This is a genomic window from Pseudomonas sp. LBUM1647 (assembly GCF_059716175.1).
In genome coordinates, this window is record NZ_CP166809.1 from 5301853 (window position 1) to 5326848 (window position 24996).

At 58.6% G+C, this 24996-nt stretch carries 26 protein-coding genes and 1 tRNA gene; 9 read left to right on the forward strand and 18 right to left on the reverse strand.

Going from position 1 to position 24996, the window contains the following annotated elements:
* Positions 1–133: 133 nt before the first annotated feature.
* Positions 134–1516 (reverse strand): glutamine synthetase family protein, encoded by a 1383-nt coding sequence (locus ACA059_RS24380; protein ID WP_497631289.1) that lies wholly within the window; start codon positions 1514–1516, stop codon positions 134–136.
* A gap of 539 nt (positions 1517–2055) precedes the next feature.
* Between ACA059_RS24380 and ACA059_RS24385 the strand changes: the two genes are divergently transcribed.
* The 3 genes from ACA059_RS24385 to ACA059_RS24395 all read left to right on the forward strand — a co-directional run bounded on the left by ACA059_RS24385 (position 2056) and on the right by ACA059_RS24395 (position 5242).
* A complete protein-coding gene (locus ACA059_RS24385) occupies positions 2056–3240 on the forward strand; it encodes a cyanate transporter (protein WP_497631290.1) in 1185 nt (394 codons plus the stop codon).
* Between the two features lie 16 nt (positions 3241–3256).
* Positions 3257–4174 (forward strand): DMT family transporter, encoded by a 918-nt coding sequence (locus ACA059_RS24390; protein WP_497631291.1) that lies wholly within the window; start codon positions 3257–3259, stop codon positions 4172–4174.
* Between the two features lie 132 nt (positions 4175–4306).
* Positions 4307–5242, forward strand: a complete 936-nt coding sequence (locus tag ACA059_RS24395; protein WP_497631292.1) for a LysR family transcriptional regulator — start codon at positions 4307–4309, stop codon at positions 5240–5242.
* 3 nt (positions 5243–5245) lie between these two features.
* On the opposite strand, the gene ACA059_RS24400 is transcribed toward ACA059_RS24395, so the two are convergent.
* The 4 genes from ACA059_RS24400 to ACA059_RS24415 form a co-directional block, all read right to left on the reverse strand.
* Positions 5246–5611 (reverse strand): 5-carboxymethyl-2-hydroxymuconate Delta-isomerase, encoded by a 366-nt coding sequence (locus tag ACA059_RS24400; protein WP_497631293.1) that lies wholly within the window; start codon positions 5609–5611, stop codon positions 5246–5248.
* Positions 5612–5668: 57 nt separating this feature from the next.
* On the reverse strand, positions 5669–6592 hold the full coding sequence (locus ACA059_RS24405) for a LysR substrate-binding domain-containing protein (RefSeq protein ID WP_129441956.1): 924 nt from the start codon (positions 6590–6592) through the stop codon (positions 5669–5671).
* A 144-nt stretch (positions 6593–6736) separates the two neighbouring features.
* On the reverse strand, positions 6737–6928 hold the full coding sequence (locus tag ACA059_RS24410; protein ID WP_007898672.1) for a YegP family protein: 192 nt from the start codon (positions 6926–6928) through the stop codon (positions 6737–6739).
* Positions 6929–7167: 239 nt separating this feature from the next.
* Complete coding sequence (locus ACA059_RS24415) at positions 7168–7512, reverse strand: hypothetical protein (protein ID WP_497631294.1); 345 nt, start codon at positions 7510–7512, stop codon at positions 7168–7170.
* 250 nt (positions 7513–7762) lie between these two features.
* Here ACA059_RS24415 and ACA059_RS24420 point away from each other — a divergent pair, with 250 nt between their 5' ends.
* Positions 7763–9010, forward strand: coding sequence for an MFS transporter (locus ACA059_RS24420; RefSeq protein WP_497634723.1), 1248 nt, complete (start codon positions 7763–7765; stop codon positions 9008–9010).
* A gap of 145 nt (positions 9011–9155) precedes the next feature.
* Here the strand turns inward: ACA059_RS24420 and ACA059_RS24425 are convergent.
* The 5 genes from ACA059_RS24425 to dapA form a co-directional block, all read right to left on the reverse strand.
* Positions 9156–9245 (reverse strand) — tRNA-Ser (locus tag ACA059_RS24425).
* A gap of 84 nt (positions 9246–9329) precedes the next feature.
* The gene (gene purC / locus ACA059_RS24430; RefSeq protein ID WP_008034929.1) at positions 9330–10043 is read right to left on the reverse strand and encodes a phosphoribosylaminoimidazolesuccinocarboxamide synthase; all 714 of its coding nucleotides are present in this window, start codon (positions 10041–10043) and stop codon (positions 9330–9332) included.
* A 28-nt stretch (positions 10044–10071) separates the two neighbouring features.
* On the reverse strand, positions 10072–10830 hold the full coding sequence (locus ACA059_RS24435; RefSeq protein WP_008153089.1) for an MBL fold metallo-hydrolase: 759 nt from the start codon (positions 10828–10830) through the stop codon (positions 10072–10074).
* Between the two features lie 4 nt (positions 10831–10834).
* Entirely contained in the window at positions 10835–11950 is a 1116-nt protein-coding gene (gene bamC / locus ACA059_RS24440) for an NlpB/DapX family lipoprotein (RefSeq protein WP_497631295.1), read from the reverse strand.
* Between the two features lie 17 nt (positions 11951–11967).
* A complete protein-coding gene (gene dapA, locus ACA059_RS24445; RefSeq protein WP_046046122.1) occupies positions 11968–12846 on the reverse strand; it encodes a 4-hydroxy-tetrahydrodipicolinate synthase in 879 nt (292 codons plus the stop codon).
* Positions 12847–13175: 329 nt separating this feature from the next.
* On the opposite strand from dapA, the gene ACA059_RS24450 reads away from it, so the two are divergent.
* Together ACA059_RS24450 and ACA059_RS24455 are read left to right on the forward strand one after the other, a co-directional pair.
* The gene (locus ACA059_RS24450; protein WP_008034925.1) at positions 13176–13736 is read left to right on the forward strand and encodes a glycine cleavage system transcriptional repressor; all 561 of its coding nucleotides are present in this window, start codon (positions 13176–13178) and stop codon (positions 13734–13736) included.
* A 10-nt stretch (positions 13737–13746) separates the two neighbouring features.
* Entirely contained in the window at positions 13747–14220 is a 474-nt protein-coding gene (locus tag ACA059_RS24455; RefSeq protein ID WP_046046123.1) for a peroxiredoxin, read from the forward strand.
* Between the two features lie 133 nt (positions 14221–14353).
* Here ACA059_RS24455 and ACA059_RS24460 read toward each other — a convergent pair whose 3' ends face one another.
* Both ACA059_RS24460 and ACA059_RS24465 read right to left on the reverse strand, forming a co-directional pair.
* Entirely contained in the window at positions 14354–15424 is a 1071-nt protein-coding gene (locus tag ACA059_RS24460) for an AI-2E family transporter (protein WP_497631296.1), read from the reverse strand.
* Between the two features lie 31 nt (positions 15425–15455).
* Positions 15456–15695: a sulfurtransferase TusA family protein gene (locus ACA059_RS24465; protein WP_497631297.1), complete on the reverse strand. Its 240-nt coding sequence runs from the start codon at positions 15693–15695 to the stop codon at positions 15456–15458.
* 98 nt (positions 15696–15793) lie between these two features.
* Between ACA059_RS24465 and ACA059_RS24470 the strand changes: the two genes are divergently transcribed.
* Positions 15794–17227, forward strand: a complete 1434-nt coding sequence (locus ACA059_RS24470; protein WP_095127927.1) for a M48 family metalloprotease — start codon at positions 15794–15796, stop codon at positions 17225–17227.
* A 66-nt stretch (positions 17228–17293) separates the two neighbouring features.
* Here ACA059_RS24470 and ACA059_RS24475 read toward each other — a convergent pair whose 3' ends face one another.
* The 4 genes from ACA059_RS24475 to rpoE all read right to left on the reverse strand — a co-directional run bounded on the left by ACA059_RS24475 (position 17294) and on the right by rpoE (position 21067).
* Positions 17294–18721 (reverse strand): DegQ family serine endoprotease, encoded by a 1428-nt coding sequence (locus tag ACA059_RS24475; protein ID WP_497631298.1) that lies wholly within the window; start codon positions 18719–18721, stop codon positions 17294–17296.
* A 181-nt stretch (positions 18722–18902) separates the two neighbouring features.
* Positions 18903–19859, reverse strand: coding sequence for a MucB/RseB C-terminal domain-containing protein (locus tag ACA059_RS24480; protein ID WP_497631299.1), 957 nt, complete (start codon positions 19857–19859; stop codon positions 18903–18905).
* An 8-nt stretch (positions 19860–19867) separates the two neighbouring features.
* Positions 19868–20455, reverse strand: coding sequence for a sigma-E factor negative regulatory protein (locus ACA059_RS24485; protein ID WP_497631300.1), 588 nt, complete (start codon positions 20453–20455; stop codon positions 19868–19870).
* Positions 20456–20485: 30 nt separating this feature from the next.
* Positions 20486–21067: an RNA polymerase sigma factor RpoE/AlgU gene (rpoE, locus tag ACA059_RS24490; RefSeq protein WP_007944079.1), complete on the reverse strand. Its 582-nt coding sequence runs from the start codon at positions 21065–21067 to the stop codon at positions 20486–20488.
* A gap of 558 nt (positions 21068–21625) precedes the next feature.
* Here rpoE and nadB point away from each other — a divergent pair.
* Positions 21626–23242, forward strand: coding sequence for an L-aspartate oxidase (gene nadB, locus ACA059_RS24495; RefSeq protein ID WP_497631301.1), 1617 nt, complete (start codon positions 21626–21628; stop codon positions 23240–23242).
* On the opposite strand, the gene ACA059_RS24500 is transcribed toward nadB, so the two are convergent.
* Together ACA059_RS24500 and ACA059_RS24505 are read right to left on the reverse strand one after the other, a co-directional pair.
* On the reverse strand, positions 23211–23663 hold the full coding sequence (locus ACA059_RS24500) for a protein YgfX (RefSeq protein ID WP_497631302.1): 453 nt from the start codon (positions 23661–23663) through the stop codon (positions 23211–23213). The genes nadB and ACA059_RS24500 overlap by 32 nt on opposite strands.
* The gene (locus ACA059_RS24505) at positions 23647–23901 is read right to left on the reverse strand and encodes an FAD assembly factor SdhE (RefSeq protein ID WP_007944081.1); all 255 of its coding nucleotides are present in this window, start codon (positions 23899–23901) and stop codon (positions 23647–23649) included. Before ACA059_RS24505 ends, ACA059_RS24500 begins: the two co-directional genes overlap by 17 nt.
* A gap of 148 nt (positions 23902–24049) precedes the next feature.
* On the opposite strand from ACA059_RS24505, the gene ygfZ reads away from it, so the two are divergent.
* Positions 24050–24991 (forward strand): CAF17-like 4Fe-4S cluster assembly/insertion protein YgfZ, encoded by a 942-nt coding sequence (ygfZ, locus tag ACA059_RS24510; protein WP_497631303.1) that lies wholly within the window; start codon positions 24050–24052, stop codon positions 24989–24991.
* The last annotated feature ends 5 nt before the right edge of the window (positions 24992–24996 follow it).

Here is a 24996-nt window from a genome sequence, read left to right on the forward strand (position 1 = left end):
ATTTCATTTACCGAGACAGCACTAACTTTAGGCAGCCAACCATCAATTTTTTGTGAAAAAGAAGCCAACGATTAGTTGGCTCGTGGCACTAGGCCGAAACTTTCAACTTATTTGAGAATGGTTCAGGTTCTGTTCAGGCTTGATGCAAATACCAGCGCCAATCCTGTTCGCCCACCTCGCCCATGAACTGTCGATACTCGGCTCGTTTTACCGCCAGGTACACGCCGAGGAATTCACTGCCGAACGCTTCCCGTGCCCAGCTCGAACCTTCCAGCGCTCGCAACGTGGTCAGCCAGTCAGTCGGCAACAGTTCTGTGGCCTGGGCGTAGCCATTGCCCTCCACCGGCGCGCCAGGATCGAGTTGTTCGCGTATACCGCGATGGATCCCGGCCAGAATCGCCGCGGCCGCCAGATACGGGTTGGCGTCGGCGCCACAGATGCGGTGTTCGATATGCCGGGAAAACGCCGGCCCGCCGGGCACGCGCAAACTCACGGTACGGTTGTCCACGCCCCACGTGGGTGCCAGCGGCGCATAGCTATTGGTCTGGAAGCGACGGTAAGAGTTGGCGTTCGGACAGAACAGCAGCAACGAATCGAGCAACGTGCTGAGCATCCCGCCGACCGCCTGTTTGAGCAGCGGCGTACCTTCCGGGGCTTTGCTGGCGAACAGGTTGTTGCCCTCCTTGTCCGCCAGGCTGACGTGCATGTGCATGCCAGTGCCCGCCAGGTCATCGAACGGTTTGGCCATGAAGCACGCCGTCATCCCGTGCTTGTGCGCCACGCCCTTGACCAGTCGTTTGTAGCGCACCGCTTCGTCCATCGCCTGCAAGGCGTCGGTGCGGTGTTCGAGGGTGATTTCCACTTGCCCCGGCGCGTATTCGGAAATCGCCGTGCGCGCCGGAATGCCCTGGAGTTTGCAGGCGCTGTAGAGATCGGCCAGAAACGGTTCGATCTGTTCCAGTTCACGCAAGCCGTAGACCTGAGTGCCCCGCGGTCGTCCGCCATCGACATCCCGCGCCGGTTGCGGCCGACCGTTGCTGTCGCGCTGCTGATCCAGCAGGTAGAACTCCAGCTCCGCCGCCATCACCGGGTAATACCCGTCGGCCTGCAAGCCTTCGATGACTTTCGCCAGCAGATGCCGTGGATCGGCAATCGTCGCGGGCATGCCCTCCTTCGGGTGCATGCTGACCTGCACCGCCGCCGTAGGAATCAGCCGCCACGGCATGCGCGTCAAACTGCCGCTGATCGGGTACGCCCGGCAGTCGATATCGCCAACGTCCCAGACCAGACCGGAGTTTTCCACGTCGTCGCCGTTGATGGTCAGGCCAAGAATGGTGCTCGGCAATGGCCGCCCGCTTTCGTACACCGCCAGCAGTTCATCGCGATGCAGCAACTTGCCCCGCGGTACACCGTTGTTGTCGAGGATGAACAACTCGAACATCTCGATATCCGGGTTCTGTTCCAGAAAGGTCAGGGCTTCTTGCTTGGAGGCGAAAGATGTCGTGGCAACACTCATGGGAATTCTCTTATTTCCGCGTCAGGCAAACGCACAGGCGTCGCCGCTTTGATCCCGGCACGTAGCGCGGGACCTGTAAGAACAATCAACGGGAAATGCAGGAATCCGGTGGGCGCGCGTGACGGCAGTGCCACAGCGCCCAAAAGGCTAATTCGGAGGGAAGTGCGACGGGACAACCGTCCATAGAAAAAACCACAGGAAACAGATGAGCCGCAGCGTCACACGGGTAGATAAGTCGTTAAATCAGGATTTGAAGAACTTTGGTTGTGGGTTGGCTAAACAATTGACCACCACGGTACTTGTAGCAGCTGCCGAAGGCTGCGTCCGGCTGCGAAGCAGGCGCAAATTCTGCCACCGGATGAACCTGCCATACCGCATTGGCTGATTTAACGTCTGCTTCGCAGCCGGACGCAGCCTTCGGCAGCTGCTACAGGTGAACAGAGTGTTATTTAATTTCTAAATAATGCTCCGGATTTTCTGATTTGCGGCCCGCAGGCCTCGCGCGCCTAATCGGCTCCTTGTCACTCAAGGTCCGATAGATGGAAAACGTTCGCGCAACCTCTCGCCCCGCCCTCTGGCTGATGTTCAGCATCATTCTTGTCGCCCTGAACCTGCGGCCTTCCATGGCCGCCGTGGGTCCTTTGCTGTCGGCGATTCGCGGCGACATTGCACTGAGTTTCAGCCTGGCCTCGCTGTTGACCATGCTGCCAGTGATGGCGATGGGGCTGGCGATGTTCTTTGGGCTGGGCGTCAGCCAACGAATCGGCGAACAACGCACCGTGGTGCTCTCGCTGCTGATCATCGGCGCGGCCACGGTTTCGCGGTTATTCCTCGATTCGGCGGCCGAACTGATCCTCAGCGCCGTGCTGGCGGGTATCGGTATCGCGCTGATCCAGGCGTTGATGCCGGCGCTGATCAAATCCCGCTTCAGCGACAACGTTTCCGTGTGCATGGGGCTCTACGTCACGTCGATCATGGGCGGCGCAGCGATTGCGGCGTCGTTTGCGCCGCTGGTGATGATCCGCACCGACAGCTGGCGAGTAGGCCTGGCAATCTGGGTGGCGCTGGCGGTGGTAGCGTTGCTGTTTTGGTGCATGCAACGTGAAAGGCTGCCGGCGCAGCCTGCTCAGGCGCAGCGCAATGGGTCCTTCTTCGGCAATTCCCGCGCCTGGTTACTCGCAATCTTCTTCGGCCTGGGCACGGCGTCCTACACCTGTGTGCTGGCCTGGCTGGCGCCGTACTACGTGGAAAAGGGTTGGAGCGAACAAAACGCCGGGTTGCTGCTGGGTTTCCTGACCGCTATGGAAGTGTTGTCTGGCCTGCTGACACCAGCCATCGCCAACCGCAGCCGTGACCGGCGCGTGGTGCTGGTGGTGTTGCTGGCGCTGATCATGGCCGGTTTCTGCGGGCTTATTCTCAGCCCGCAACACCTGAGTCTGTTGTGGCCATGTCTATTGGGGCTCGGCATCGGCGGACTGTTCCCGATGAGCCTGATCGTGTCCCTGGATCATCTGGACAATCCCCAGCGTGCCGGCGGCCTGACCGCGTTCGTGCAAGGCATCGGCTACCTGATCGCCGGTCTCTCGCCGCTGATTGCCGGGTTGATCCGCGATCAGCTCGGCAGCTTCGAATGGGCCTGGTGGTCACTGACCGGCGTCATGGCACTGATGATCCTGATGGTCTCCCGCTTCGATCCGCAGCATTACGCCCAACACATTCACTGACCCAGGAGCCCACATCATGAAACACACCGGTTTCGCCGCCGCTCACGTCGGCATGCTGCTCTGGGCACTGTTGATCGCTGCATCGTTTTCTGCGGCAGCACAGGTCAGCCAGGCCATCGACCCGATCCTGCTGACCGGTTTGCGCCTGCTGTTCTGCGCCCTGGTGTTTTTGCCGCTGCTGCTGATCAAGGGCGATATCGCCATGACCGCCCGCGGACTGTTCGGCCATGCCGTGCTCGGGTTGCTGCTGGCGGTGTATTTCGGCTCGCTGTTCGAGGCACTGCGCTACACCTCGGCCGTCAATACCGGAACGATGTTCACCTTGGTGCCACTGCTGACATTGCTGTTCGAAGCCGCTTTGATGCCCGACAGCAACCTGAAACAGCGGGTGCTGCCGATGCTGATTGCCGCTGTCGGGGCCGTGTTGCTGGTTTTGAAAGGTGCAGGCCCTGGCGAGCTGCCATCGCTGTATGCGGTGGCAGTGTATGGCGTCGGTTGCCTGGCGATGGCGCTCTACTCGCCCCTGAGTCAACGGCTCAAGGCCAGCAGCCTCAAGGGTCGCGGCCCGGTGGGCATGACCTTCTGGAACATGCTGTTCGGCGCGTTGTTTCTGCTGGCATTCTGTGGGTTCAACGGCGGCTGGCGATCGGCGTCATTGCTGACCGTGAGCGATTTCTGGTGGCTGATTTACCTGGCGGTGTTCGCCACGCTCGCGACCTTCTGGCTGCTGCATCGGGCCATCGGCGTTATCGCCCCTTCCTCGGTCATTTCCTACATTTACCTGAGCACGCTGGTTCTCACATTGTTTCACTGGTTCTGGTTACGTCAGTCGCCACTGCCGATGGAAATCATTGGGGCGCTGATGGTGGGAGTCGGTATGTGGGCACTGCTGATGTCCAGCCGCCGCGGGGTGCCTGCCGCCGTTCAGGACTGAAGGCCTCTGGAATTGCCCCACAACTTTCCACGAAAATTCCCACTAGGCATTCTCCTGGCACCATCGTTCCGTTAGGATCACTCGCACAAGTTTGCGCACAGTCAGCGCAAGGAGCACAGCGAGACCCAACGGATGCTGAACAGTAACTTGCTTAGAAAGCTCGATATGCAGGACCTCATGGTGTTTATCGCCGTGTATGAGCAAAGCAGCGTCAGCGGTGTATCCGAGGCGCTCTGCGTCAGCCAGTCCACCGTGAGTTACTGCCTGAAAAAGCTGCGCACCAGTTTCGAAGACGAACTGTTCATCAATACCCGCGCGGGTATGCGCCCCACCTACAAAGCCAGCACCATGTACGCCCACGTGCTGAAGATCCTGGAAAGCATCAACCTGTGTCACGCCGGTGCGCCAGCATTCGACCCCACCCTGCAACCAGTCACCTTCAATATCTGCGCACCGGAATACTTCGAGCAGTTGATCCTGCCGCGTCTGTTGAAAAGCTTCGATTTCGCCGACCTTCCAGTCATGGTCAACATGCACAAGTTCGAAACAGACATCCCGGCCGAAGAACTGCGCAACGGCAGCCTCGACCTGGTGATTTGCTTCGGCCCGAACTTTCATCGCAGTCATGGCGATATCAAATCCCGGATGCTGCTGGACGACGACCTGGTCTGTGTCTTCGATAAACGCGCCACACCGCCGGAGCCGCGTTTAAGCCTGCAAGCCTTCGTCGAACGCCGGCACGTGTTCCCGACACCCTGGACCTCCACCACCAACATGGTCGACGGCTGGCTGGCGCAGCAGGCGCAAAAACGGCAGATCGTCGCGCGGTCCAACAGCTACAGCGCGGCACTGAAGATGATCACCGGTACCGACTTCATCCTGACCCTGCCTCGGCGTATCCAGCAATTGCTGGCCAACGACGCGATCTTCAATCATTGCGAAGCGCCCAACGGCTTGCCGGGTTTCAGCCTCGACATGCAGTGGAGTCAACGCGTCGATCAGGACAGCGCCAACACCTGGCTGCGCGAGCAAGTGGTCAAGGCCTGCACAGAGCAGGAAATGGCCTGAAACTCAGTGGCTGATGGCGATCTTGGTGTAGGACTCTCGATCAATGTCGAGGATTTCCACAGCCAGCTGAACTTCAATGTCCGTCGGCCATTCACACAGATCCTGCACTACGGTCAGCAAACTTTCGGATAGCTGCTTCTTGATCTGCGGTGAGCGACCGCTCAACAGTGCCAGTTTCACATGCACAAAGGCTCGCTCACCTGACACCGTGCCGACCTTGAACGTCTCAACCTTCACCGCTCGGCTCTTGATGTCGTATTCGGCAGCAAACTGACCGGAAGCCACCAACGCATTGTTGAGCCGGATCAACGCCACGTCGGCATTGACCTCGGGCAAGTTGGCGGTGTATTCCATGTGCAGGTGAGGCATGACTGAGCTCCTGAAAGTTGGCAGAAAGGTCGTACATATAACACAGCATCGCCCTACTCACTCGGGCGGTAAAACCGCGCGTTCACTCATGAACGCCTCCAGCCGCGACCTCAACCAGCGCTCGGCCGGGTCGGTATCAACATGGCTGAGCCAGACCATCGACAGATCCAGGGTCGGCGCCTTGAACGGGAACGGCTCCTTGAACAGCTGGCCGGACGCGGCCATCGCTTCGGCGGCGTAGTCCGGCAGACTGGCGATCAGATCGGTCCCGGCTAGCAAGGCCGGCAACGAGCTGTATTGCGGTACGGAAAGGACGACTTGGCGCGTACGACCAATCTCCGCCAGCCACTCATCAGCGTAACCACTGACATTGGCGGTGTGGGAAACCAGCACGTGCGGTCGCGCGCAATACTCATCGAGCGTCAGCGGTGTGTCCGATGCGTCCGCGCGCAAAATGCAGGGCAGGATGTGTCGCAACAACTTGCGCTTGGCGTTGGCCGGCAGCCCGCGAGTCTGGCTGATACCAACGGTGATATCGCCGGACGCCAGCAAATCCGGGATCCGCCAGTAATCGACATGCTGCACCACGAACACCACCTTCGGCGCTTCATGGCGCAAGGCTCGCAGCAACGGCGGCAGCAGGCCAAACTCGACATCGTCCGACAGTCCGATACGAAAGGTCATGGTGCTGCTGGCGGGGTCGAAATCATGGGTCAGGCTCAACGCCACCGACAACGAATCCAGCGCCGGAGACAGGTGCAGAATAATCTCCTCGGCCCGCGCCGTCGGCTCCATTCGATGCCCGACACGTATGAACAGCGGGTCGTTGAACATCGTGCGCAAGCGATTGAGCGCAGAACTGATGGTCGGCTGGCCGAGAAACAACTTTTCCGCCACCCGGGTGACGTTGCGTTCGAGCATCAGCGTTTCAAACACCACCATCAGGTTGATGTCGGCCTTGCGTAGTTCGTTACGATTCATCCACTGACCCCCGCTCCCAAATCTGCTGACAGTTTAGGTAGGTGTCGCAATCGGCGTCTATGCGACTCAAGCAGTTTGCGTTTAATCCAGATAGCCCTGATTAAAACGAAGCTGCTCTGACTGAGCAGCTTCACCGCCTGAAGCCTAGATTTCCCTGACCGGCGTCTGATCGTGGGTCCCTTTGATCAAACTGATGGCATGCACACAATCAGACTTGTTGACGTAAGCCTCCCCGCTGGCAATCGTTTCATGGTTTCCCGCCCTCAAACGCCACCGCCATTGACCCTTGCCGGTCTGTGCGATGCCACGGGTTTGCCTGTAAATCTCAAAATACATTGCTCGCTCCTTGCGATTGCTGATGACGACAGATCAGTGACCTGCGAAACGAGAGTAGATGAGGTTTTTTTGAGGCAGAGTCTTTCAATGTCAGGGGATGTTTCGCAGATCCAGCCTTGATTGACGGGTCGACCAATAGATCCGGGGGGCGGTAAATTGAGTGACTGCGCTGAGTAACTTTTCCCTTGAAGATGCATATTTTTCTTACGCTGCGGTGCTGTCTGGTCCGACGCGACTGTTCATTGATTTTTCTGCTGAGTTGAATCGTCAGCTGACAGGGCCAAAGGCTGTTCCTCCATGAACACGGCATCGTCCTCAAGTGCTGTTTGAGGTTGAGCCGCTGCCGTGGTGGAGATTGGGTCAGGATGGGGCAGGAAACTCCGTACAGCCCTTTCAATCAGTGAAAGGATTCCATAGGTGATGAAGCCAAAGATCAGTCCAACCACCACAATACTCAAAGGGTGCATTTGCGCTGCATCGGGGCTTTCCAACATGTAGCTAAAAGCCTGAACAGCAACGGCCAGGCAGGCCGCAAAGGCTGCCACCAGCTTCACAAACACCCAAATCCGTCGCCATCTGTTCATGCATTCCCCCGTCATCCGGTGATTTGCTCTGTATTGCATGATAGCTAATGACCAGGGTTACACCGTAAGCCAGAAAAAGCTGACGTGGGATCGCTGGCAGAAAAGCGACTCTTTTCAGCAGAGTCGCGCAATCTGTTTGATCGAAATCACTCATCGATACAGCGTATCTTGGCGGAGGTAGCGGCAACGCGGCTGCAGGGGTGCGAGGCGCTATTAGAGGCCTATGCCAAAAAGGCTTTCGAGGCTCATGATGAAAACCACTGACAAGTCGGGTGGCACTTCGGTTACTGCGCCAATCGAGAAGGCGTCAACCGGCAACGTCTGGCGCACCATGCCTGGCGGCATCTGGGCGTTGGGCTTCGTCTCGATGCTGATGGACATCTCCTCAGAGATGATCCATGCATTGTTGCCGCTCTATATGGTCACAGTACTGGGTACCTCCGTTTTGGCCGTGGGTCTCATCGAAGGCATAGCCGAGGCTACGGCCTCGATCACCAAGGTATTCTCCGGGGCACTCAGTGATCGATTGGGCAAGCGCAAACTGCTCGCGGCGCTGGGCTATGGGCTGGGGGCGCTGTCCAAACCGATCTTTCCTTTGGCGGGCTCGCTGGACTGGCTGATCGGGGCTCGCTTTATCGACCGCATTGGCAAAGGTATTCGCGGCGCCCCGCGCGATGCGTTGGTGGCCGACATCACTCCGCCCGCGATACGGGGGGCAGCTTTCGGCCTGCGGCAAACTCTGGATACCGTTGGTGCATTCCTGGGACCGTTGCTGGCGATCGGATTGATGTGGCTAACCGCGAACCACTTCCAGACTGTGTTCTGGGTGGCCGTCATCCCGGCCTTCCTTGCCGTCGCGGTGCTGCTGGTATTCGTTCATGAGCCCAAACAAGTGGAAGGGACGCACCGGGTGCGTGCGCCTTTGAGCCGGCGGGAATTGGCCCGACTGGGCGCTGGCTACTGGTGGGTGGTGGGTGTCGCTGCGGTGTTCACCCTGGCGCGTTTCAGCGAAGCCTTTCTGATTCTGCGCGGTCAGGCCGTCGGGCTGGCGCCGATGTGGGCCCCAGCGGTGCTTGTCCTGATGGGGGTGGCGTACTCACTGTCAGCCTATCCTGCCGGGGCCTTGTCTGATCGTGTCAGCCGCGTGGCGGTGCTCGGCGTAGGTCTGATATTGCTGATTGCTGCCGACCTGACTCTGGCGTTCGCGCCGGGTATCGATGGCCTGGTCGTCGGCGTCGTTCTATGGGGGCTGCACATGGGATTTACCCAAGGGATATTCGCCGCCCTGATCGCCGATTGCGCGCCGGCTGAACTACGCGGGACGGCATTTGGCATGTTCAATCTGTTGACCGGGTTGACCTTGCTGCTGGCCAGCGTCATCGCTGGGGCGTTGTGGGACACGGTAGGCTTCCAAGGCACTTTCTTGATGGGAGGGGGCTTTGCTGTTCTGACTTTGCTGGGATTGTGGGTGATCCAGGCGAGAGTTCAGGTTCGATAGCAAAAAGCGATACCGCTTATGTTTCGCGAGACAGTCGTACCGCTGACCGAGAAAACAGGCCGCAAATTTGCTCTAAACGAAACGCCAGAAACGAAAAAGCCCCTGAAATCTTTAACAATTTCAGGGGCTTAGTCTTATTCAATAATGGCGGAGAGATAGGGATTCGAACCCTAGGTACCGGTGAAGGTACAACGGATTTCGAATCCGTCCCATTCGGCCACTCTGGCATCTCTCCAACGGCGCGCATCATAACAACACTTTTGCCGGAAAGCGAACCCCCTTAGCGAAATTTTTCCGTGCTATCAGATGCTTGCGTCGATTAAAGCGGTACGCCCAGACGATTGGCGACTTCTTCGTAGGCTTCGATGACGTCACCGAGGCCCTGACGGAAGCGGTCCTTGTCCATTTTCTTGCCGGTGGCCTTGTCCCACAGACGGCAGCCGTCCGGGCTGAATTCGTCGCCCAGGACGATGGAGCCGTCGGAGAACACGCCGAATTCCAGTTTGAAATCGACCAGCAGCAGGCCGGCGTCGTCGAACAGTTTGCTCAGGACTTCGTTGACCTTGAGCGATAGTTCTTTCATGCGAACCAGTTGCTCGGCGGTGCCCCAACCGAATGCCACGACGTGGGATTCGTTGATGAACGGGTCGCCCTTGGCGTCGTCCTTCAGGAACAGTTCGAATGTGTAAGGGTTGAGCTTCATGCCCTCTTCGACGCCCAGGCGCTTGACCAGGCTGCCGGCGGCGTAGTTACGCACGACGCACTCGACCGGGATCATGTCGAGCTTCTTCACCAGGCATTCATTGTCGCCCAGCAGTTTGTCGAATTGGGTCGGCACGCCGGCTGCTTCGAGTTTCTGCATGATGAAGGCGTTGAACTTGTTGTTCACCATGCCTTTGCGGTCGAGCTGCTCGATGCGCTTGCCGTCGAACGCCGAAGTGTCGTTGCGAAACAGCAGGATCAAGCGGTCAGCGTCGTCGGTCTTGAAAACCGATTTGGCTTTGCCGCGGTAGAGTTCTTCACGTTTTTCCATGATGGGCTCCGCTTGCTAAGTAGGTGGGCTAGGCGATGTGTCGCCAGTCGAGCCCTGAATCTTGATCGGCCAGTTGCAGCCAGTCCGGGTCGCACCCGAGGGTGTCGACAAAACATTGCCGGGCCAGCTGCGGCAGGTTGTTCTTGCTGCTCAGATGGGCCAGGACCAGGTGTTGCAGGCCTTGCCAGCCCAACTCGGACACCAGGAATGCCGCCTGATGGTTGTTCAAATGCCCCAGTTCACCGCCTACCCGTTGCTTGAGAAAGTACGGGTAGTGACCGCGAGCCAGCATGTCACGGCAATGGTTGGACTCGATCATCAACGCATCGAGATCCCGATAGCCGTCCAGCACCTTGTTGCAGTACGAGCCCAGGTCGGTCAACAGGCCGAAGCGCCGCTCACCGTCACTGAAGACGTATTGCGTCGGCTCCTGTGCATCATGGGCCACGGCAATGACGCCGATGCTCAGTGCGCCGATCTGCAGTTGCTCGCCGCCAGCCAGAAGGCCAGCCGGTTCAATTGGTTTGCGCATCCCGCGCAGGGTACCGCGACTGAGGTAGACAGGCAGATTGTAGCGCCGAGACAGTAAACCCACGCCATGCACGTGGTCGGCATGTTCGTGGGTCACGAGTATCGCGCTCAGCTGCGCAGGGTTCACACCCAGGCGCAGCAGGCGTTTTTCGGTTTCCCGCAGGGAGAAACCACAATCCACCAGCACATACGTGTCAGCGCTGGCTATCAGCGTGCCGTTCCCTTGGCTACCGCTGCCGAGAACGGCAAAACGCATGAGATCAGCCCAGGTTGTCCTGAATCACGCTCAATACCTTGCGCGCCACATCTGCCGGCGCCACGGTGTTGATGTTTTTCTCGACGGTGACCTGGACGTTGTCGCCAACCTTGCTCAGGCGAACCTGATAACGCTCGGCACGGGCTTCAACTTCTTCCTTGTCCGGCTTGCTGCCGAACAGACCACTGAAGAAACCTGGCTTCTCGTCCTTCTTCTCGGCTTTTTCGGCCAGGTTGATGTAGTACAAGCCCAGGCTACGGTTGATGTCTTCTACGCGCCATTCGCCCTGTTCCAGCGCACGACCGACGCTCGACCAGGCACGATCCAGATCGGTGCCGACGTTCAGGACAGGGTTACCGCTGCCGTCTTCGCTCAGGCTGACACGACTTGGCGTATCGGAATCACGCGAAGCCAGCATGGAGACCGAACCGCCCTTCTCCGAGGTGCGGCTCATGCTCGCGAGCATGTCGTCGACCAGTGCCGCGTCCAGGCCAGAGTTGACCGAACGGTTGGTGAAGGCCACGTCGGCGGTGCTGCCGGCAGGACGCTCGGCGCTGACCACGTAGATTTCACTGGTGTTGCGCTGCACGCCTGGCTCGATGCGGACCCGCACGCGGGTTTCGCTGTCGGCGCCGACACCAGCCGCGCTGAGGCGCTTGGCCATCGCGGCGGACAGTTCGTCGGAATGCTGCCAGGTGGTGGTGAATTCGCCGGTTTGCGGACGCTGTTCGTCCAGACGGAAACCGTTGTCCTGGAAGAACTGCACTGCCACTGGCCAGGCTTCGGCCGGCGGGTTCTGAGCGACGATCCAACGCGAATCACCGGTCTTCTGCAGGGAGTAGGCGCTGGCGTCAGCCCCTGCCGACAACGGCTGCGGACGAGGCACGATGTACTCGCCCTTGACGGTGTCATCGGCCACGTTGCGCGGGATCGGCAACAGCGGATCCAGACGTTTGGCGGTGCTGACATCCGACGGCAGTTGCATGGGTGCAGTCTGTTGCGCTTCCAGGTAATCGCTACCGCGGTCACGGAAATAACCTTCCGGGCCCCAGACCCATCCGCAGCCACTGGTGCTGGAGATGATCAAGGCAAGTGCGGAAAGTCCGGCCAATCGCTTCATGCGTAGTACTTCCTCAATTAAACCAGGACGCTGCACTGGCGCAGGGCCGTGCGAAGCGTTTCATGACAAGGTGCGCTCAGCCAGGTCAGTGGCAGGCGAATGCCTTCGTGCATCAGGCCCATTTCGACCAAAGCCCACTTCACCGGAATCGGGTTGGCTTCGATGAACAGATCCTTGTGCAGCGGCATCAATTTTTCGTTGATTGCCCGTGCAGTCTCGGCGTCGCCCTTGAGCGCGGCCTCGCACAGGTCAGCCATTTCGCGCGGGGCGACGTTGGCGGTGACGGAGATGTTGCCCTTGCCGCCCATCAGGATCAGCTCGACAGCGGTCGGATCATCGCCGGACAGCACGATGAAGTCCTTGCTCACGCCATCAAGGATTGCCTTGGCACGCTTCATGTCGCCGGTGGCTTCCTTGATACCGATGATGTTCGGCACAGTGGACAGGCGAATCACGGTCTCGGCCTGCATGTCGCAGGAGGTGCGGCCAGGAACGTTGTAGAGGATCTGTGGAATGTCGACCGCTTCAGCAATGTGCTTGAAATGCAGGTACAAGCCTTCCTGAGTCGGCTTGTTGTAGTACGGAACGACCAGCAGACAGGCGTCGGCGCCGGCCTCTTTGGCGTTGCGGGTCAGTTCTACGGCTTCGCGGGTCGAGTTGGCGCCGGTACCGGCGATGACCGGAATACGGCCATTGACCTGCTTGACCACGGCCTTGATGACGGCGATGTGTTCGTCTACATCGAGGGTTGCCGACTCGCCGGTAGTACCGACCGCGACAATGGCATGGGTGCCGTTTTCAAGATGGAAGTCCACGAGTTTGCTGAGGCTGTCCCAGTCAAGACGCCCTTGTGCATCCATGGGTGTGACCAGTGCCACCATACTGCCCGCAATCATGAAACCGCTCCTGCCGGAAAAAGAGAGCGGTAATGGTACTGGCGCCAAGATGCTTGTACAAGCGAAGTACTGCGCTGCTGCCATTCCCCTTGGCGCTGCTTTTCGCTACCCTTCAGACTTTGATCGGTACTGATAAGCTCGTACGCCGGGTTCCAGCCTCCATTTTCGGCATCACAAGCCCCGATCCAGCGTTGCCACCCCTCGCTCTTGCCACTCTGGAGCACGTTGCAACCTTGCGGCTCGGGTTTTTTGAATTCGCATCCGCAGGCTCGCTCCCGGTAAAAAAAGCCCGTAGAAGTATCGACCGCTCATCGCTTTAGGAATGCTGCATGTCCACCCCCACAGTTCGCGAACAATTCCTTGTCATCAGTGCCCTCGGCGCCAACCCCATGGAGCTGACTAACGTCCTGTGCCGCGCCAGCCATGAAAACCGCTGCGCCGTGGTCACCTCTCGCCTGACGCGTCATGGCGAGTGCAGCGCGTTGATCCTCGAGATCTCCGGCAGCTGGGACGCCCTGGCGCGCCTCGAAGGCAGCCTGCCGAGCCTCGCCAAGAAGCACGCCTTTACGGTCAACGTGGTGCGCAGCGCGGCGCTGGAGAATCGTCCTCAGGCCCTGCCATACGTCGCCTATGTCAGCTCGGCTTACCGCTCGGACATCATTAATGAGCTGTGTCAGTTCTTCATGGACCACAACGTCGAGCTGGAAAACCTGACCTGCGACACCTATCAGGCTCCGCAAACCGGCGGCACCATGCTCAATGCCACGTTTACCGTGACCTTGCCGGCCGGTGTGCAGATCAGTTGGCTGCGCGATCAGTTCCTGGATTTCGCCGACGCGCTGAACCTGGATGCCCTGATCGAACCGTGGCGCCCACAAAACCCAATGTAAGGAAGCTTTCATGGCCGTTGCCATCGACCAACCGGTTGCCGACTTCGAAGCACCCGCCACCAGCGGGCAGACCGTCAACCTCGCGAGCCTCAAAGGCAAGCAGGTGGTGATTTACTTCTATCCGAAGGACAGCACGCCAGGCTGCACCACTCAGGGTCAGGGCTTTCGTGACCAGCTCGACGCCTTTAAAGCCGCCAATACCGAAGTCTTTGGCGTGTCCCGCGACAGCCTTAAATCACACGAAAACTTCAAGGCCAAGCAGGCGTTCACCTTCGAGCTGATCAGCGACAAGGAAGAAGCGCTCTGCCAACTGTTCGACGTGATCAAGCTGAAAAAGCTCTATGGCAAAGAATATATGGGCGTTGATCGCAGCACGTTCCTGATCGACAAGGACGGGGTGCTGCGTCAGGAATGGCGCGGCGTGAAGGTGCCGGGTCATGTGGATGCGGTATTGGCTGCGGCTCAGGCGCTGAACAAGGCCTGATTTCTTCGGGCGCCTGTTCTGACGCTATCGCGAGCAGGCTCGCTCCCACACTTGATCGCATTCCTTCAGGAAAAACTCGGTCTAATGTGGGACCGAGCTTGCTCGGGATGAGGCCATCAACCTCACCGAAGACTCAAAGCAGCGGCGCAACTTCCGGTTCCTTGCGCGGCCACGCATCCAGCACGGCCTTGAACAGCGTCGCCAGCGGAATCGCAAAGAACACACCCCAGAACCCCCACAACCCGCCAAACAATAATACCGCGCAGATGATCGCCACCGGATGCAGATTGACCGCTTCCGAGAACAGCAGCGGCACCAGCACGTTGCCGTCCAGCGTCTGGATGATCCCATAGACCGCCATCAAATAGATGAACTGATCGCTCCAGCCCCACTGGAATAGCGCAATCAGCATGACCGGCACGGTCACCACCACGGCGCCGACGTAAGGCACCACCACCGACACGCCCACCAGTAATGCCAGCAGCGCCGCGTAGTTGAGGCCCAGAACAACGAAACCTACGTAGGTCACGCCACCGCAAATGAAAATCTCGATGACCTTGCCGCGAATGTAATTGGCAATCTGCCGGTTCATCTCATGAGCGACGCGGGTGATCAGCGCCCGCTCACGGGGCAAGTAACCACGCACCCACTGACCGATCATCCCCCGGTCCTTGAGAAAGAAAAACACCAGGATCGGCACCAGCACCAGGTAGATCATGATGTTCACCAGCAACGGCAGACTCGACAGCGAGAACGTCAGCGCCCACTGACCGAACTTGCCAATCTCGCCCCGCGCCACTTCGATGGCCTGCAGCACCTGCTCGTCGGATACCAGATGCGGGTAGCGCTCGGGCAACAGCAATAACAGCGACTGCCACTTGGCGAGCATGCCGGGTAACTCGTTGAACAGCGTGATCAACTGATGCCAGAGCAACGGCACCACAACCACGATGAACACCAGCAATAGCCCCATGAACAACGCAAAGACCAATCCCACCGCCAGCCCACCCGGCATGCGCAGGCGTTCGAGAGTAACGACCAGGCCTTGCATCAGATACGCCAGCACCATCCCGGCCAGCACCGGTGCGAGCATGCCGCCCAGCGTTAGCACGGCGGTAAACGCCAGAAACAGCAGGACCGCCAGCACAACGGCCTCTTCATCGGAGAAGTAGCGCTGAATCCAGTCGCGTAACACTTTGAACATCAATAATCCTTAGAAACGAACGCAGCAAAATTCAGGCTTTTTTCAACCAGTAGCGGTAAACACCCGCTTCATCTTCTTCACGAAGCAGCGTATGACCGGCCAATCGGGCAAAGGTGCGAAAATCGCGCTGTGAGCCCGCATCGGTGGCGATTACCTTCAGGATTGCCCCGCTGGCCAGTCGATTGAGTTCCATCTTGGCCTTGAGCAACGGCAAGGGGCAATTCAGGCCGCTGGCGTCGAGCTCGGCGTCATGGGCTACAGCGTCGGTCATTGCATCACTCCGGGGGCAGGTGGTCGAGCGGCTAGAATATCTGGTCCGAAGCGTAGTGTCCGGCTACAGTAAGGTCTTTGTCGACTAAGGCTTTGTGCATGACTTTTTTGCGCCCTACCCTGCTGACGCTCGCTTGCCTGCTCGCCTCACCGGGCTTCGCCGACGACCTGCCGTCACTCGGCGACGCCAGTTCTGCCATCGTCTCGCCGCAGCAGGAACATCAGTTGGGCCGTGCCTGGCTGGCGCTGTTGCGCAGCCAGGTTTCGCAGCTCAACGATCCACAGCTCAAGGACTACGTCGAATCCAGCGTCTACAGGCTGGTAGAGACCAGCCAGGTCAATGACCGGCGCCTGGAATTCATCCTGATCAACAGCCCGCAACTCAACGCCTTCGCCGCACCGGGCGGCATTGTCGGGGTTAACGGCGGCTTGTTCCTCAATGCCCAGACCGAAGGCGAATACGCCTCCGTACTCGCTCACGAATTGGCTCACTTGTCGCAGCGCCACTTCGCCCGTGGCGTCGAAGCTCAACAGCGCATGCAAGTGCCGATGATGGCCGCGCTGCTGGCCGGGATCGTGATTGCCGCAGCTGGCGCTGGCGATGCCGGGATCGCGGCCATTGCGGGTACGCAGGCGGCAGCCATTCAGGAACAGCGACGTTTCTCTCGCCAGAACGAACAGGAAGCCGACCGCATCGGCATCCTCAATCTGGAAAAGGCCGGTTACGACCCGCGCTCGATGCCGACCATGTTCGAGCGATTGGCGCGCCAGTACCGCTTTGACGCCAAGCCACCGGAATTTCTGCTGACTCACCCGGTGACCGAGTCGCGGATCGCTGACACGCGCAACCGCGCCGAACAGGCAAAACCCGGCGGCATCGAAGACACTATGCGGTATCAGCTGATTCGTGCACGGGTCCAGTTGATCTATGAAGAAACCCCAGGCCTGGGTGCCAAACGCTTTCGCGCCCAGCTTGATGAAAACCCGAAAAATGATGTCGCTCGCTATGGCCTGGCCATCGCCCAGATCAAGGGCGGCCAGCTGAATGAAGCACGGGAAAACCTCAAGCTTCTGCTGGCCAAGTCGCCGAACGAGATCATCTACAACCTGGCGCAGGTCGATCTGGACATCACCAACAACCGTCTGCCAGACGCCCAGTCCCGGGTTGACCGAATGTTGACGCAGTATCCCGGCAACTATCCGCTGAATTCGGTGCGTGTTGACCTGCTGCTCAAGCAGAACCGTGCGCCCGACGCGGAAAAAGCTCTGGAGAATCTGCTCAAGAGCCGTCCGGACGATCCGGACGTCTGGTACATGGTGGCCGAGACTCGCGGCCTGTCAGGCAACATCATCGGCCTGCATCAGGCCCGCGCCGAGTATTTCGCCCTGGTCGGGGATTACCGTCAGGCCATTCAGCAACTGGACTTCGCCAAGCGCAAGGCAGGCACCAACTTCCCGCTGTCGTCGCGAATCGACGCACGGCAACGGGAGCTGATGGAGCAAGAGCGCATGATCAAGGACATGATGGGCTGACGCTTTTTAGCAGGCACAAAAAAACCGCCTCTTTCGAGGCGGTTTTTTATTCAACCGACAACCGGATTATTCAGCCAGTTTGAAGGTGATGAAACTGGCGCGACCTTGACGCAGGACCCGCATCGACACCGAGCGGTTCTTCGGCAGCGCCTTGGCGATATCCGTGAACTCCTTGGCGGAACCGATTGCCTGATTATTCAGGTGAGTGATCACATCGCCTGGCTGCAGGCCAATCAGAGAAGCAGGACCGTCCTGGACTTCCTTGATCACGACGCCACCTTTGAGGTCGTAGGTTTTCTTCTGTTCATCCGTCAGCTCGGCCACGGAAACACCCAGCCGGTTGCTGCTGCGCTCGGTGGTAGATTTCGGAAGCGCATCCAGCTCTTTGCCTTCTTCCGGGATAGCGCCGACAGTCAACTCGACATTCTTGCGCTTACCTTCACGAATCACTTCCAGATCAGCTTTCGAGCCGGCCTTTAGCGCGCCCACCAAGTGTGGCAGATCGGCGGACATGACGATCGGTTGGCCGTTCATGCTCAGGATCACGTCCCCTACTTGCAGACCACCCTTGGCAGCCGGGCCGTCATCCTGGATTTGAGCCACCAGCGCGCCGGCTGGCTTCTCCAGACCGAACGACTCGGCCAGGTCCTTGTTCACTTCCTGAATCACCACACCCAACCAGCCACGACTGACTTTGCCACCGCTTTTGAGCTGATTGGAAACGTCCATGGCTACGTCGATCGGGATCGCGAACGACACGCCCATGAAGCCGCCGGAACGGGTGTAGATCTGCGAGTTGATGCCCACCACTTCACCGGCCAGGTTGAACAGCGGACCACCCGAGTTACCCGGGTTGATCGGCACGTCGGTCTGGATGAACGGCACATAGTTTTCGTTCGGCAGGCTGCGGCCAATGGCGCTGACGATACCTTGGGTCACGGTATGGTCGAAACCGAATGGCGAGCCAATAGCCACGACCCACTGGCCGGCTTTCAGATCCTGGGATTTGCCCAGTTTCAGGACCGGCAGATCCTTGCCTTCGATTTTCAACAGAGCCACGTCGGAACGTGGATCGGTGCCGATCAGCTTGGCCTTCAATTCGCTGCGGTCGGCGAGACGAACGAGAATTTCGTCGGCATCGGCGATTACATGGTTGTTGGTCAGGATGTAGCCATCAGGCGAGATGATGAAACCCGAACCCAGGGACTGGGCTTCGCGTTGACGATCACCGCGCGGTGTACGCGGTTGTGGCGGCATGCCGCGCTCGAAGAACTCGCGCAACATGGGCGGCAAGCCTTCAAGGTCGGGCATCTGCTCGTTCACTTTGCGATCCGGCAGTTTCTGCGTGGTACTGATGTTTACCACCGCGGGCGAGGCCTGCTCGACCAACTGAGTGAAGTCAGGCAACTCGGCCGCCTGAACAGCGACCGCCTGACCAAGCACCAGCACGGTGGCAAAAATAGAGAGATAAGACTTCAAGCGTGGTATCGACATACGGCTCCCGTTACGACGAGCATGGTTAAGCGATATGGAGCAAGGAACACCGGGAACGATACGCCGGTATTTTTGTTCCGGGAACAACAAACAAGGCCAGAGCCGAGGGGCTCTGACCTATAGAAAAATTCGGGAATATTTGCAAGTTGAAATGCTCACCAAACATTTCGATTTCAGCTCACTACTTGGTTGCAGTGGCGTCGCTGCGCATGGATAGCGCAATCCGTTCAGCGGTGCCAATCGGAATCTCACCGACCACGGTCACCATCATCTCGCCTTGCGGGGTAGTCAAGCGTCGGGAAACTGCAACGGTCGGCCCCAACTGGGTGCGAGTGTCAGTAATTGTTGCGCCATTCAACGGCTCAAGGAAAACCGAGAAACGGGCCAGACCATCGTCATACATCAGACTGTTGACTTGGGTTTTGGTCTCTGGATCCTTGCGGGAGGTACTGCTAGTCAGCTCGAAACCAGGTGGTAACCAGTCCGAACGCCATACTTGCGCTGCCTTGATTGCAGAAGCCTTGTCACTGTCCAGGGCAACAGTTTTGCAATCGGCGCCAGGCTGCAAGTCGCTGTCGGACGGAACATCGGCGGTATCCAGTTGCGTGAACTGGAATCGCTCCAGCAACTGCCCTCGTTCATTCAGAAGCAATGATTTGAGAGGCAGGCCAGTTTCTTTATCCAGATGCAATTCAAAACCGTAGCGGTGTTGATCGCGAGGTGTCAGTGAAACGATTACTGCCGCACGCCCGGCCACACGCGACTTGCCAATGACGGCAAGGTCGTACCAATTCTTTAGCTTTTGTGGATCGAGTGCACGAGCAGCGGAGCTGGGGGAATCTCCAAGCCCTGCGATCAGGATGCCGCTGACGCATTGAGTACGCCCATCAATGCGCACGACTTCCTGTGCCGAGCCGTCGAGCTGGAGTAAACGCTCGCGGACCTTGCCATCCTGGACGCGGTGCCAGATGTTGTGGGTAGAAAAACTACCGTTACGCTCGTAGACGAATGTACCGTGAAAGCTTTGCTGTTGCTCGGCTTGGCCCAGACGGGTCAACCAGTCCTGGGCTTCATCAGCATGGGCTGGAACAACAAACCAGCCACCGAGCAGAAGCGTAAGTAGAGGGATGGCGCGCATGATCCTCCTTAACGGTTTTCCAGACTTGCTGCACGAGCGTAAGGCAGAGCGCTCTCAGTACCTTTCAGTGCAGCCTGTTGAGCATGTTGGCGCAAGTAGCCTGGCAGACGCTGATCATGCCAGCCTGGCTGACCTTGCAATACGCCGTTGGCCATAGGGCCAGTGGCGTCCGAACTCTCATTGTAGCCTGCTAATACAGCTGGACCCTTGACCTGAGGAACGGCCAAACCTGGTTGACTGGATTGTTGAGCCAGTTCGACCCCAGCGATCTCGTCCTGGTTATACAGACGAACACCTGCCAGTACGGCGAGGGTTACCGAAGCAGCGACCGCCAGACGACCCAGGCTGCGCCATGGACCACGGGAGGCTTTTGCAGGTACAGCTTCGTCAGCCAGCGCAGCAGAGACTGCCGCAGCGATATCCAGACGTGGAAGCAGCAAATCCTTGTGCATAACTGCCCGAGCGATCTGATAACGAGCCCAGGTATCACGGGTTTCAACATCGTCAAAGGCATTCAATACCCGACGCAATTCCAATTCGTCCGCTTCGTTATCCATCACTGCGGACAGCGATTCCTGCAGGGCTTCACGACTCATGGCGTTCCTCTCTTGGCTGTCGCCGCTGTCTCAGTTTTCCTGCAACAACGGCTGCAGGGCTTTATCGATGGCTTCCCGAGCGCGGAAAATCCGGGAGCGCACGGTACCCACCGGACATTGCATGACGGCCGCAATGTCCTCGTAACTCAGACCATCGAATTCACGTAAAGTTAAAGCCGTACGCAAATCTTCTGGCAGTTGCTGAATGGTTCGATGGACGGTGCCTTCGATCTCATCCCGCAGCAATGCACGCTCTGGCGACTCGAGATCCTTGAGGCCATGATCGCCATCGTAGAACTCTGCATCTTCGGAACTGACATCGCTATCCGGCGGCCGACGGCCGCGTGAAACCAGATAGTTTTTCGCCGTGTTGATGGCGATGCGGTAAAGCCACGTATAAAACGCGCTGTCCCCGCGAAAATTTCCAAGTGCACGGTACGCCTTGATAAAGGCTTCCTGCGCCACATCCTGGGCTTCATGGGTGTCGTGCACGAAACGCACGATCAACCCGAGAATTTTGTGCTGGTATTTCAGCACTAGCAGATCGAAAGCTCGCTTGTCGCCGCGTTGAACGCGCTCGACCAGCTGCTGATCCTCTTCCTGGGTTAGCATGAACACTCCTCGATAAGCTCGGAGGAGGCTTGCATAACTAAACAACCAGACTTGCAAACATAGACTCGGGCTTTTCGCAAAAGTTCTCCCCCTCCAAGCAAGTTTCCTGCGGGCTCTGATTTGGCACGCACGAAAAGCGCAGCGCGGGTCAACCCGGCTGCGCGAATAATCTTGTCATCGGATTCGCCGGCAAGGATCAAATCACAGATCCCGCGTTGAAGCCGACACTGTCCCTTGAATCAGGCAACGGTCTATTGATCTTGGGCCTTTGGCAAAAGTTCCAAATATTTATAGCTGCGCAAGACCGACATTGTGCAACCGTGAATAGAAAAAGACTGTTAAATCGTTGATACAGTCGTCTTGTCGCCGAACCGGCCGAAAAACCATCCGACGAAGCGTCAGGTATTTTCCGTCACAGTAGTTTCACAATGCCATGTGTGCTCGCTATTGTGCCGCTCCCCCCCTCTATATACTAGTGGGCTGTGTGGCTGTCTTGACTCGCCGATCCAGGTGTCTTGCGCCAACCCCGACCCGGGTCGCTTTGAGCGGAATCCTGAAATGAGCCAACAGTTTCAACACGATGTTCTGGTAATTGGCAGCGGTGCTGCCGGCTTGAGCCTTGCGCTGACCTTGCCCGGTCATTTGCGCATCGCCGTACTGAGCAAAGGTGACCTCGCCAATGGCTCGACTTTCTGGGCCCAGGGTGGCGTCGCTGCCGTCCTGGATGACACCGACACCGTTGAATCACATGTCGATGACACCCTCAATGCTGGCGGCGGCCTGTGCCACGAAGACGCCGTGCGCTTTACCGTCGAGCACAGTAAAGAGGCGATTCAATGGCTGATCGATCAAGGCGTGCCCTTCACCCGCGATGAACAGTCCGGCACCGAAGATGGCGGATTCGAGTTCCACCTGACCCGCGAAGGCGGTCACAGCCATCGGCGCATCATCCATGCCGCCGATGCCACGGGCGCAGCGATTTTCAGAACCTTGCTCGACAAGGCCAGGCAACGACCGAACATCGAACTGCTGGAGCAGCGGGTCGCGGTCGACCTGATCACCGAAAAGCGCCTGGGCCTTGAAGGTGATCGCTGCCTCGGCGCCTACGTCCTCAATCGCGGGACCGGTGAAGTCGACACCTACGGCGCTCGCTTTGTGATCCTCGCATCGGGCGGCGCAGCAAAGGTCTATCTCTATACCAGCAACCCCGACGGCGCCTGCGGTGATGGCATCGCCATGGCCTGGCGTTCGGGCTGCCGGGTGGCGAATCTGGAGTTCAACCAGTTCCACCCCACTTGCCTGTATCACCCGCAAGCCAAGAGTTTCCTGATCACCGAAGCCCTGCGCGGCGAAGGCGCACATCTGAAACTGCCCAACGGCGAACGCTTCATGCAACGCTTCGACCCTCGCGCCGAGCTAGCCCCGCGCGACATCGTCGCCCGGGCCATCGACCATGAAATGAAGCGCCTGGGCGTCGATTGTGTCTATCTGGACATCAGCCACAAGCCGGAAGCGTTCATCAAGACTCACTTCCCGACGGTGTACGAACGCTGCCTCGAATTCTCCATCGACATCACCAAGCAACCGATTCCGGTAGTTCCGGCGGCGCACTACACGTGCGGCGGCGTGATGGTCGATCAGCAGGGTCGCACCGACGTGCCGGGGCTATATGCCATTGGCGAAACCAGCTTCACCGGCCTGCACGGCGCCAACCGCATGGCCAGCAACTCGTTACTCGAGTGTTTCGTTTACGCGCGTTCCGCGGCGGCGGACATTCTTGAACAGTTGCCGCAGATTTCGGTTCCGATCGCCCTGCCCGTCTGGGATGCGAGCCAGGTCACCGACTCCGATGAGGACGTGATCATTGCGCACAACTGGGACGAACTGCGGCGATTCATGTGGGACTACGTCGGTATCGTGCGCACCAACAAGCGCTTGCAACGGGCACAGCACCGCGTGCGTCTGTTGCTGGATGAAATCGACGAGTTCTACAGCAACTACAAGGTCAGTCGGGATTTGATCGAATTGCGTAACCTGGCTCAAGTGGCCGAGCTGATGATCCAGTCAGCCATGGAACGCAAGGAGAGTCGCGGCCTGCATTACACCCTCGACTATCCGAACATGCTGCCGGTTGCCCTGGACACTATTCTGGTGCCGCCCACCTACGTCGACTGAACGTGAGCCGAACCCGCAGGCGTCGGTGCAGATCCGACGCCTGCGAGTCACGGGGCACACAAATCGCCCTGACCCGTCGTTCGCTCCGCAGTCGAAAACGCAGCACAACGAGCAAAGGTAGCGCCAGGCTGTCCGGTCGTAGCTGCACCGATTGCCAACCCTCCTCCTGATTCCACAATTGCCAGCCATCGGCATTGCGACGCAACCCGCGAAATGCCTGAGGGTGTGTCAGCAGAATCCTACGCGGCAACGCCCAAGCGCCATGAGCCAGACAGCAAAAAGCGCCGAGCAGACTGACCCAGACCGGTATAGAGAGAAGACACAGCGAACCCAGCGCGAACAGCTGGGCCAGAAGATACACCGCCAGCAATTGCCGTGAGGCATGCCAGCGGCATTCGAACACATTACTTGGGCTGGACACGATCCAGAATCATGCGAACCATGCGCTGAAGCTCCGGATCTTCCGATTCGGCGCGTTCCATGAACCAGCCGAACATGTCCTGATCTTCGCATTCGAGCAGCTTGCGGTAGCAATCGCGGTCGACATCATTGAGGTGCGGATAGACCTCTTTGACGAACGGTACCAGCAACACGTCAAGCTCAAGCATGCCGCGGCGGCTGTGCCAATAGAGGCGGTTCAGTTCAACATCTTCGACCATGGAGCGCTCCTCAAATAGGCGGCAAGTATACAGCCCCAGGCGGAGTCGAACACTCGGCTTTGGTCGGCCACCACGATCCTTTGTGAACTACCCATTTCAAGAGCGCCCCCTTATGATGTCCCCCAGACTCTTTACCCTGCGATGACCCATGGCCGACTCTGCTTTTTTCTGCACCCTGTCTCACGAAGGCGTTCTCGCAGTACGCGGCGCGGATGCCGGCAAATTCCTGCAAGGCCAATTGACCTGCAACCTCAATTACCTGAGTGACACCCAGGCCAGCCTCGGCGCCCGCTGCACGCAGAAGGGCCGGATGCAGTCGAGTTTCCGCATCCTGCTGGAAGGCGACGGCGTTCTGATGGCCATGGCCACCGAACTGCTGGAACCGCAACTGGCGGACCTGAAAAAGTACGCGGTGTTTTCCAAATCCAAACTGACCGACGAAAGTGCCGCCTGGGTCCGCTTCGGCATCGACCATGGCGATGCGGCATTGATCAGCCTCGGTCTTGATCTTCTGGCCGACACCGACAGCATCGCGCGCAATGACGGCTTGATCGCCATTCGCGTCTCGCCGGACCGCGCCGAACTCTGGGTCGCCGCCGACCAGGCCGACCTTATCAAGGCCAAACTGTCCGCCGTATTGGCCGAAGGCGATCTGAATCAATGGCTGTTGGGCCAGATCCGCGCAGGGATCGGTCAGGTCATGCCGAGCACTCGCGAGTTGTTCATCCCGCAGATGCTCAATCTGCAAGCCGTGGGTGGCGTGAGCTTCAAGAAAGGCTGCTACACCGGCCAGGAAATCGTTGCGCGAATGCAGTACCTGGGCAAACTCAAGCGCCGCTTGTATCGCCTGAAACTGGATGCCAACGAGTTGCCTGAACCTGGCACACCACTGTTCTCCCCTACCCACGGCAGCTCTATCGGCGAAGTGGTGCTGGCCGCCAACGCCGGGCAAAACATTGAACTCCTGGCCGTGCTGCAAGCCGAAGCAGCGCAAGGGGGTGATATCCATCTGGGCGCGCTCGAAGGGCCAGCCCTGCACCTGCTCGACCTGCCTTACGAACTGGATCGCGATCGCGAAATCCAGCGTTAACAGCA

Coding starts and splice junctions, on each gene's coding strand:
- ACA059_RS24480 (WP_497631299.1), bottom strand. CDS start 19,859: ATGCGCGCCATCCCTCTACTTACGCTTCTGCTCGGTGGCTGGTTTGTT.
- ACA059_RS24415 (WP_497631294.1), bottom strand. CDS start 7,512: ATGAACAGATGGCGACGGATTTGGGTGTTTGTGAAGCTGGTGGCAGCC.
- ACA059_RS24470 (WP_095127927.1), top strand. CDS start 15,794: ATGACTTTTTTGCGCCCTACCCTGCTGACGCTCGCTTGCCTGCTCGCC.
- ACA059_RS24455 (WP_046046123.1), top strand. CDS start 13,747: ATGGCCGTTGCCATCGACCAACCGGTTGCCGACTTCGAAGCACCCGCC.
- purC (WP_008034929.1), bottom strand. CDS start 10,043: ATGGAAAAACGTGAAGAACTCTACCGCGGCAAAGCCAAATCGGTTTTC.
- dapA (WP_046046122.1), bottom strand. CDS start 12,846: ATGATTGCGGGCAGTATGGTGGCACTGGTCACACCCATGGATGCACAA.
- ACA059_RS24410 (WP_007898672.1), bottom strand. CDS start 6,928: ATGTATTTTGAGATTTACAGGCAAACCCGTGGCATCGCACAGACCGGC.
- ACA059_RS24420 (WP_497634723.1), top strand. CDS start 7,763: ATGAAAACCACTGACAAGTCGGGTGGCACTTCGGTTACTGCGCCAATC.
- rpoE (WP_007944079.1), bottom strand. CDS start 21,067: ATGCTAACCCAGGAAGAGGATCAGCAGCTGGTCGAGCGCGTTCAACGC.
- ACA059_RS24485 (WP_497631300.1), bottom strand. CDS start 20,455: ATGAGTCGTGAAGCCCTGCAGGAATCGCTGTCCGCAGTGATGGATAAC.
- ACA059_RS24435 (WP_008153089.1), bottom strand. CDS start 10,830: ATGCGTTTTGCCGTTCTCGGCAGCGGTAGCCAAGGGAACGGCACGCTG.
- nadB (WP_497631301.1), top strand. CDS start 21,626: ATGAGCCAACAGTTTCAACACGATGTTCTGGTAATTGGCAGCGGTGCT.
- ACA059_RS24380 (WP_497631289.1), bottom strand. CDS start 1,516: ATGAGTGTTGCCACGACATCTTTCGCCTCCAAGCAAGAAGCCCTGACC.
- ACA059_RS24460 (WP_497631296.1), bottom strand. CDS start 15,424: ATGTTCAAAGTGTTACGCGACTGGATTCAGCGCTACTTCTCCGATGAA.
- ACA059_RS24475 (WP_497631298.1), bottom strand. CDS start 18,721: ATGTCGATACCACGCTTGAAGTCTTATCTCTCTATTTTTGCCACCGTG.
- ACA059_RS24400 (WP_497631293.1), bottom strand. CDS start 5,611: ATGCCTCACCTGCACATGGAATACACCGCCAACTTGCCCGAGGTCAAT.
- ACA059_RS24465 (WP_497631297.1), bottom strand. CDS start 15,695: ATGACCGACGCTGTAGCCCATGACGCCGAGCTCGACGCCAGCGGCCTG.
- ACA059_RS24450 (WP_008034925.1), top strand. CDS start 13,176: ATGTCCACCCCCACAGTTCGCGAACAATTCCTTGTCATCAGTGCCCTC.
- ACA059_RS24405 (WP_129441956.1), bottom strand. CDS start 6,592: ATGAATCGTAACGAACTACGCAAGGCCGACATCAACCTGATGGTGGTG.
- bamC (WP_497631295.1), bottom strand. CDS start 11,950: ATGAAGCGATTGGCCGGACTTTCCGCACTTGCCTTGATCATCTCCAGC.
- ygfZ (WP_497631303.1), top strand. CDS start 24,050: ATGGCCGACTCTGCTTTTTTCTGCACCCTGTCTCACGAAGGCGTTCTC.
- ACA059_RS24390 (WP_497631291.1), top strand. CDS start 3,257: ATGAAACACACCGGTTTCGCCGCCGCTCACGTCGGCATGCTGCTCTGG.
- ACA059_RS24505 (WP_007944081.1), bottom strand. CDS start 23,901: ATGGTCGAAGATGTTGAACTGAACCGCCTCTATTGGCACAGCCGCCGC.
- ACA059_RS24395 (WP_497631292.1), top strand. CDS start 4,307: ATGCTGAACAGTAACTTGCTTAGAAAGCTCGATATGCAGGACCTCATG.
- ACA059_RS24385 (WP_497631290.1), top strand. CDS start 2,056: ATGGAAAACGTTCGCGCAACCTCTCGCCCCGCCCTCTGGCTGATGTTC.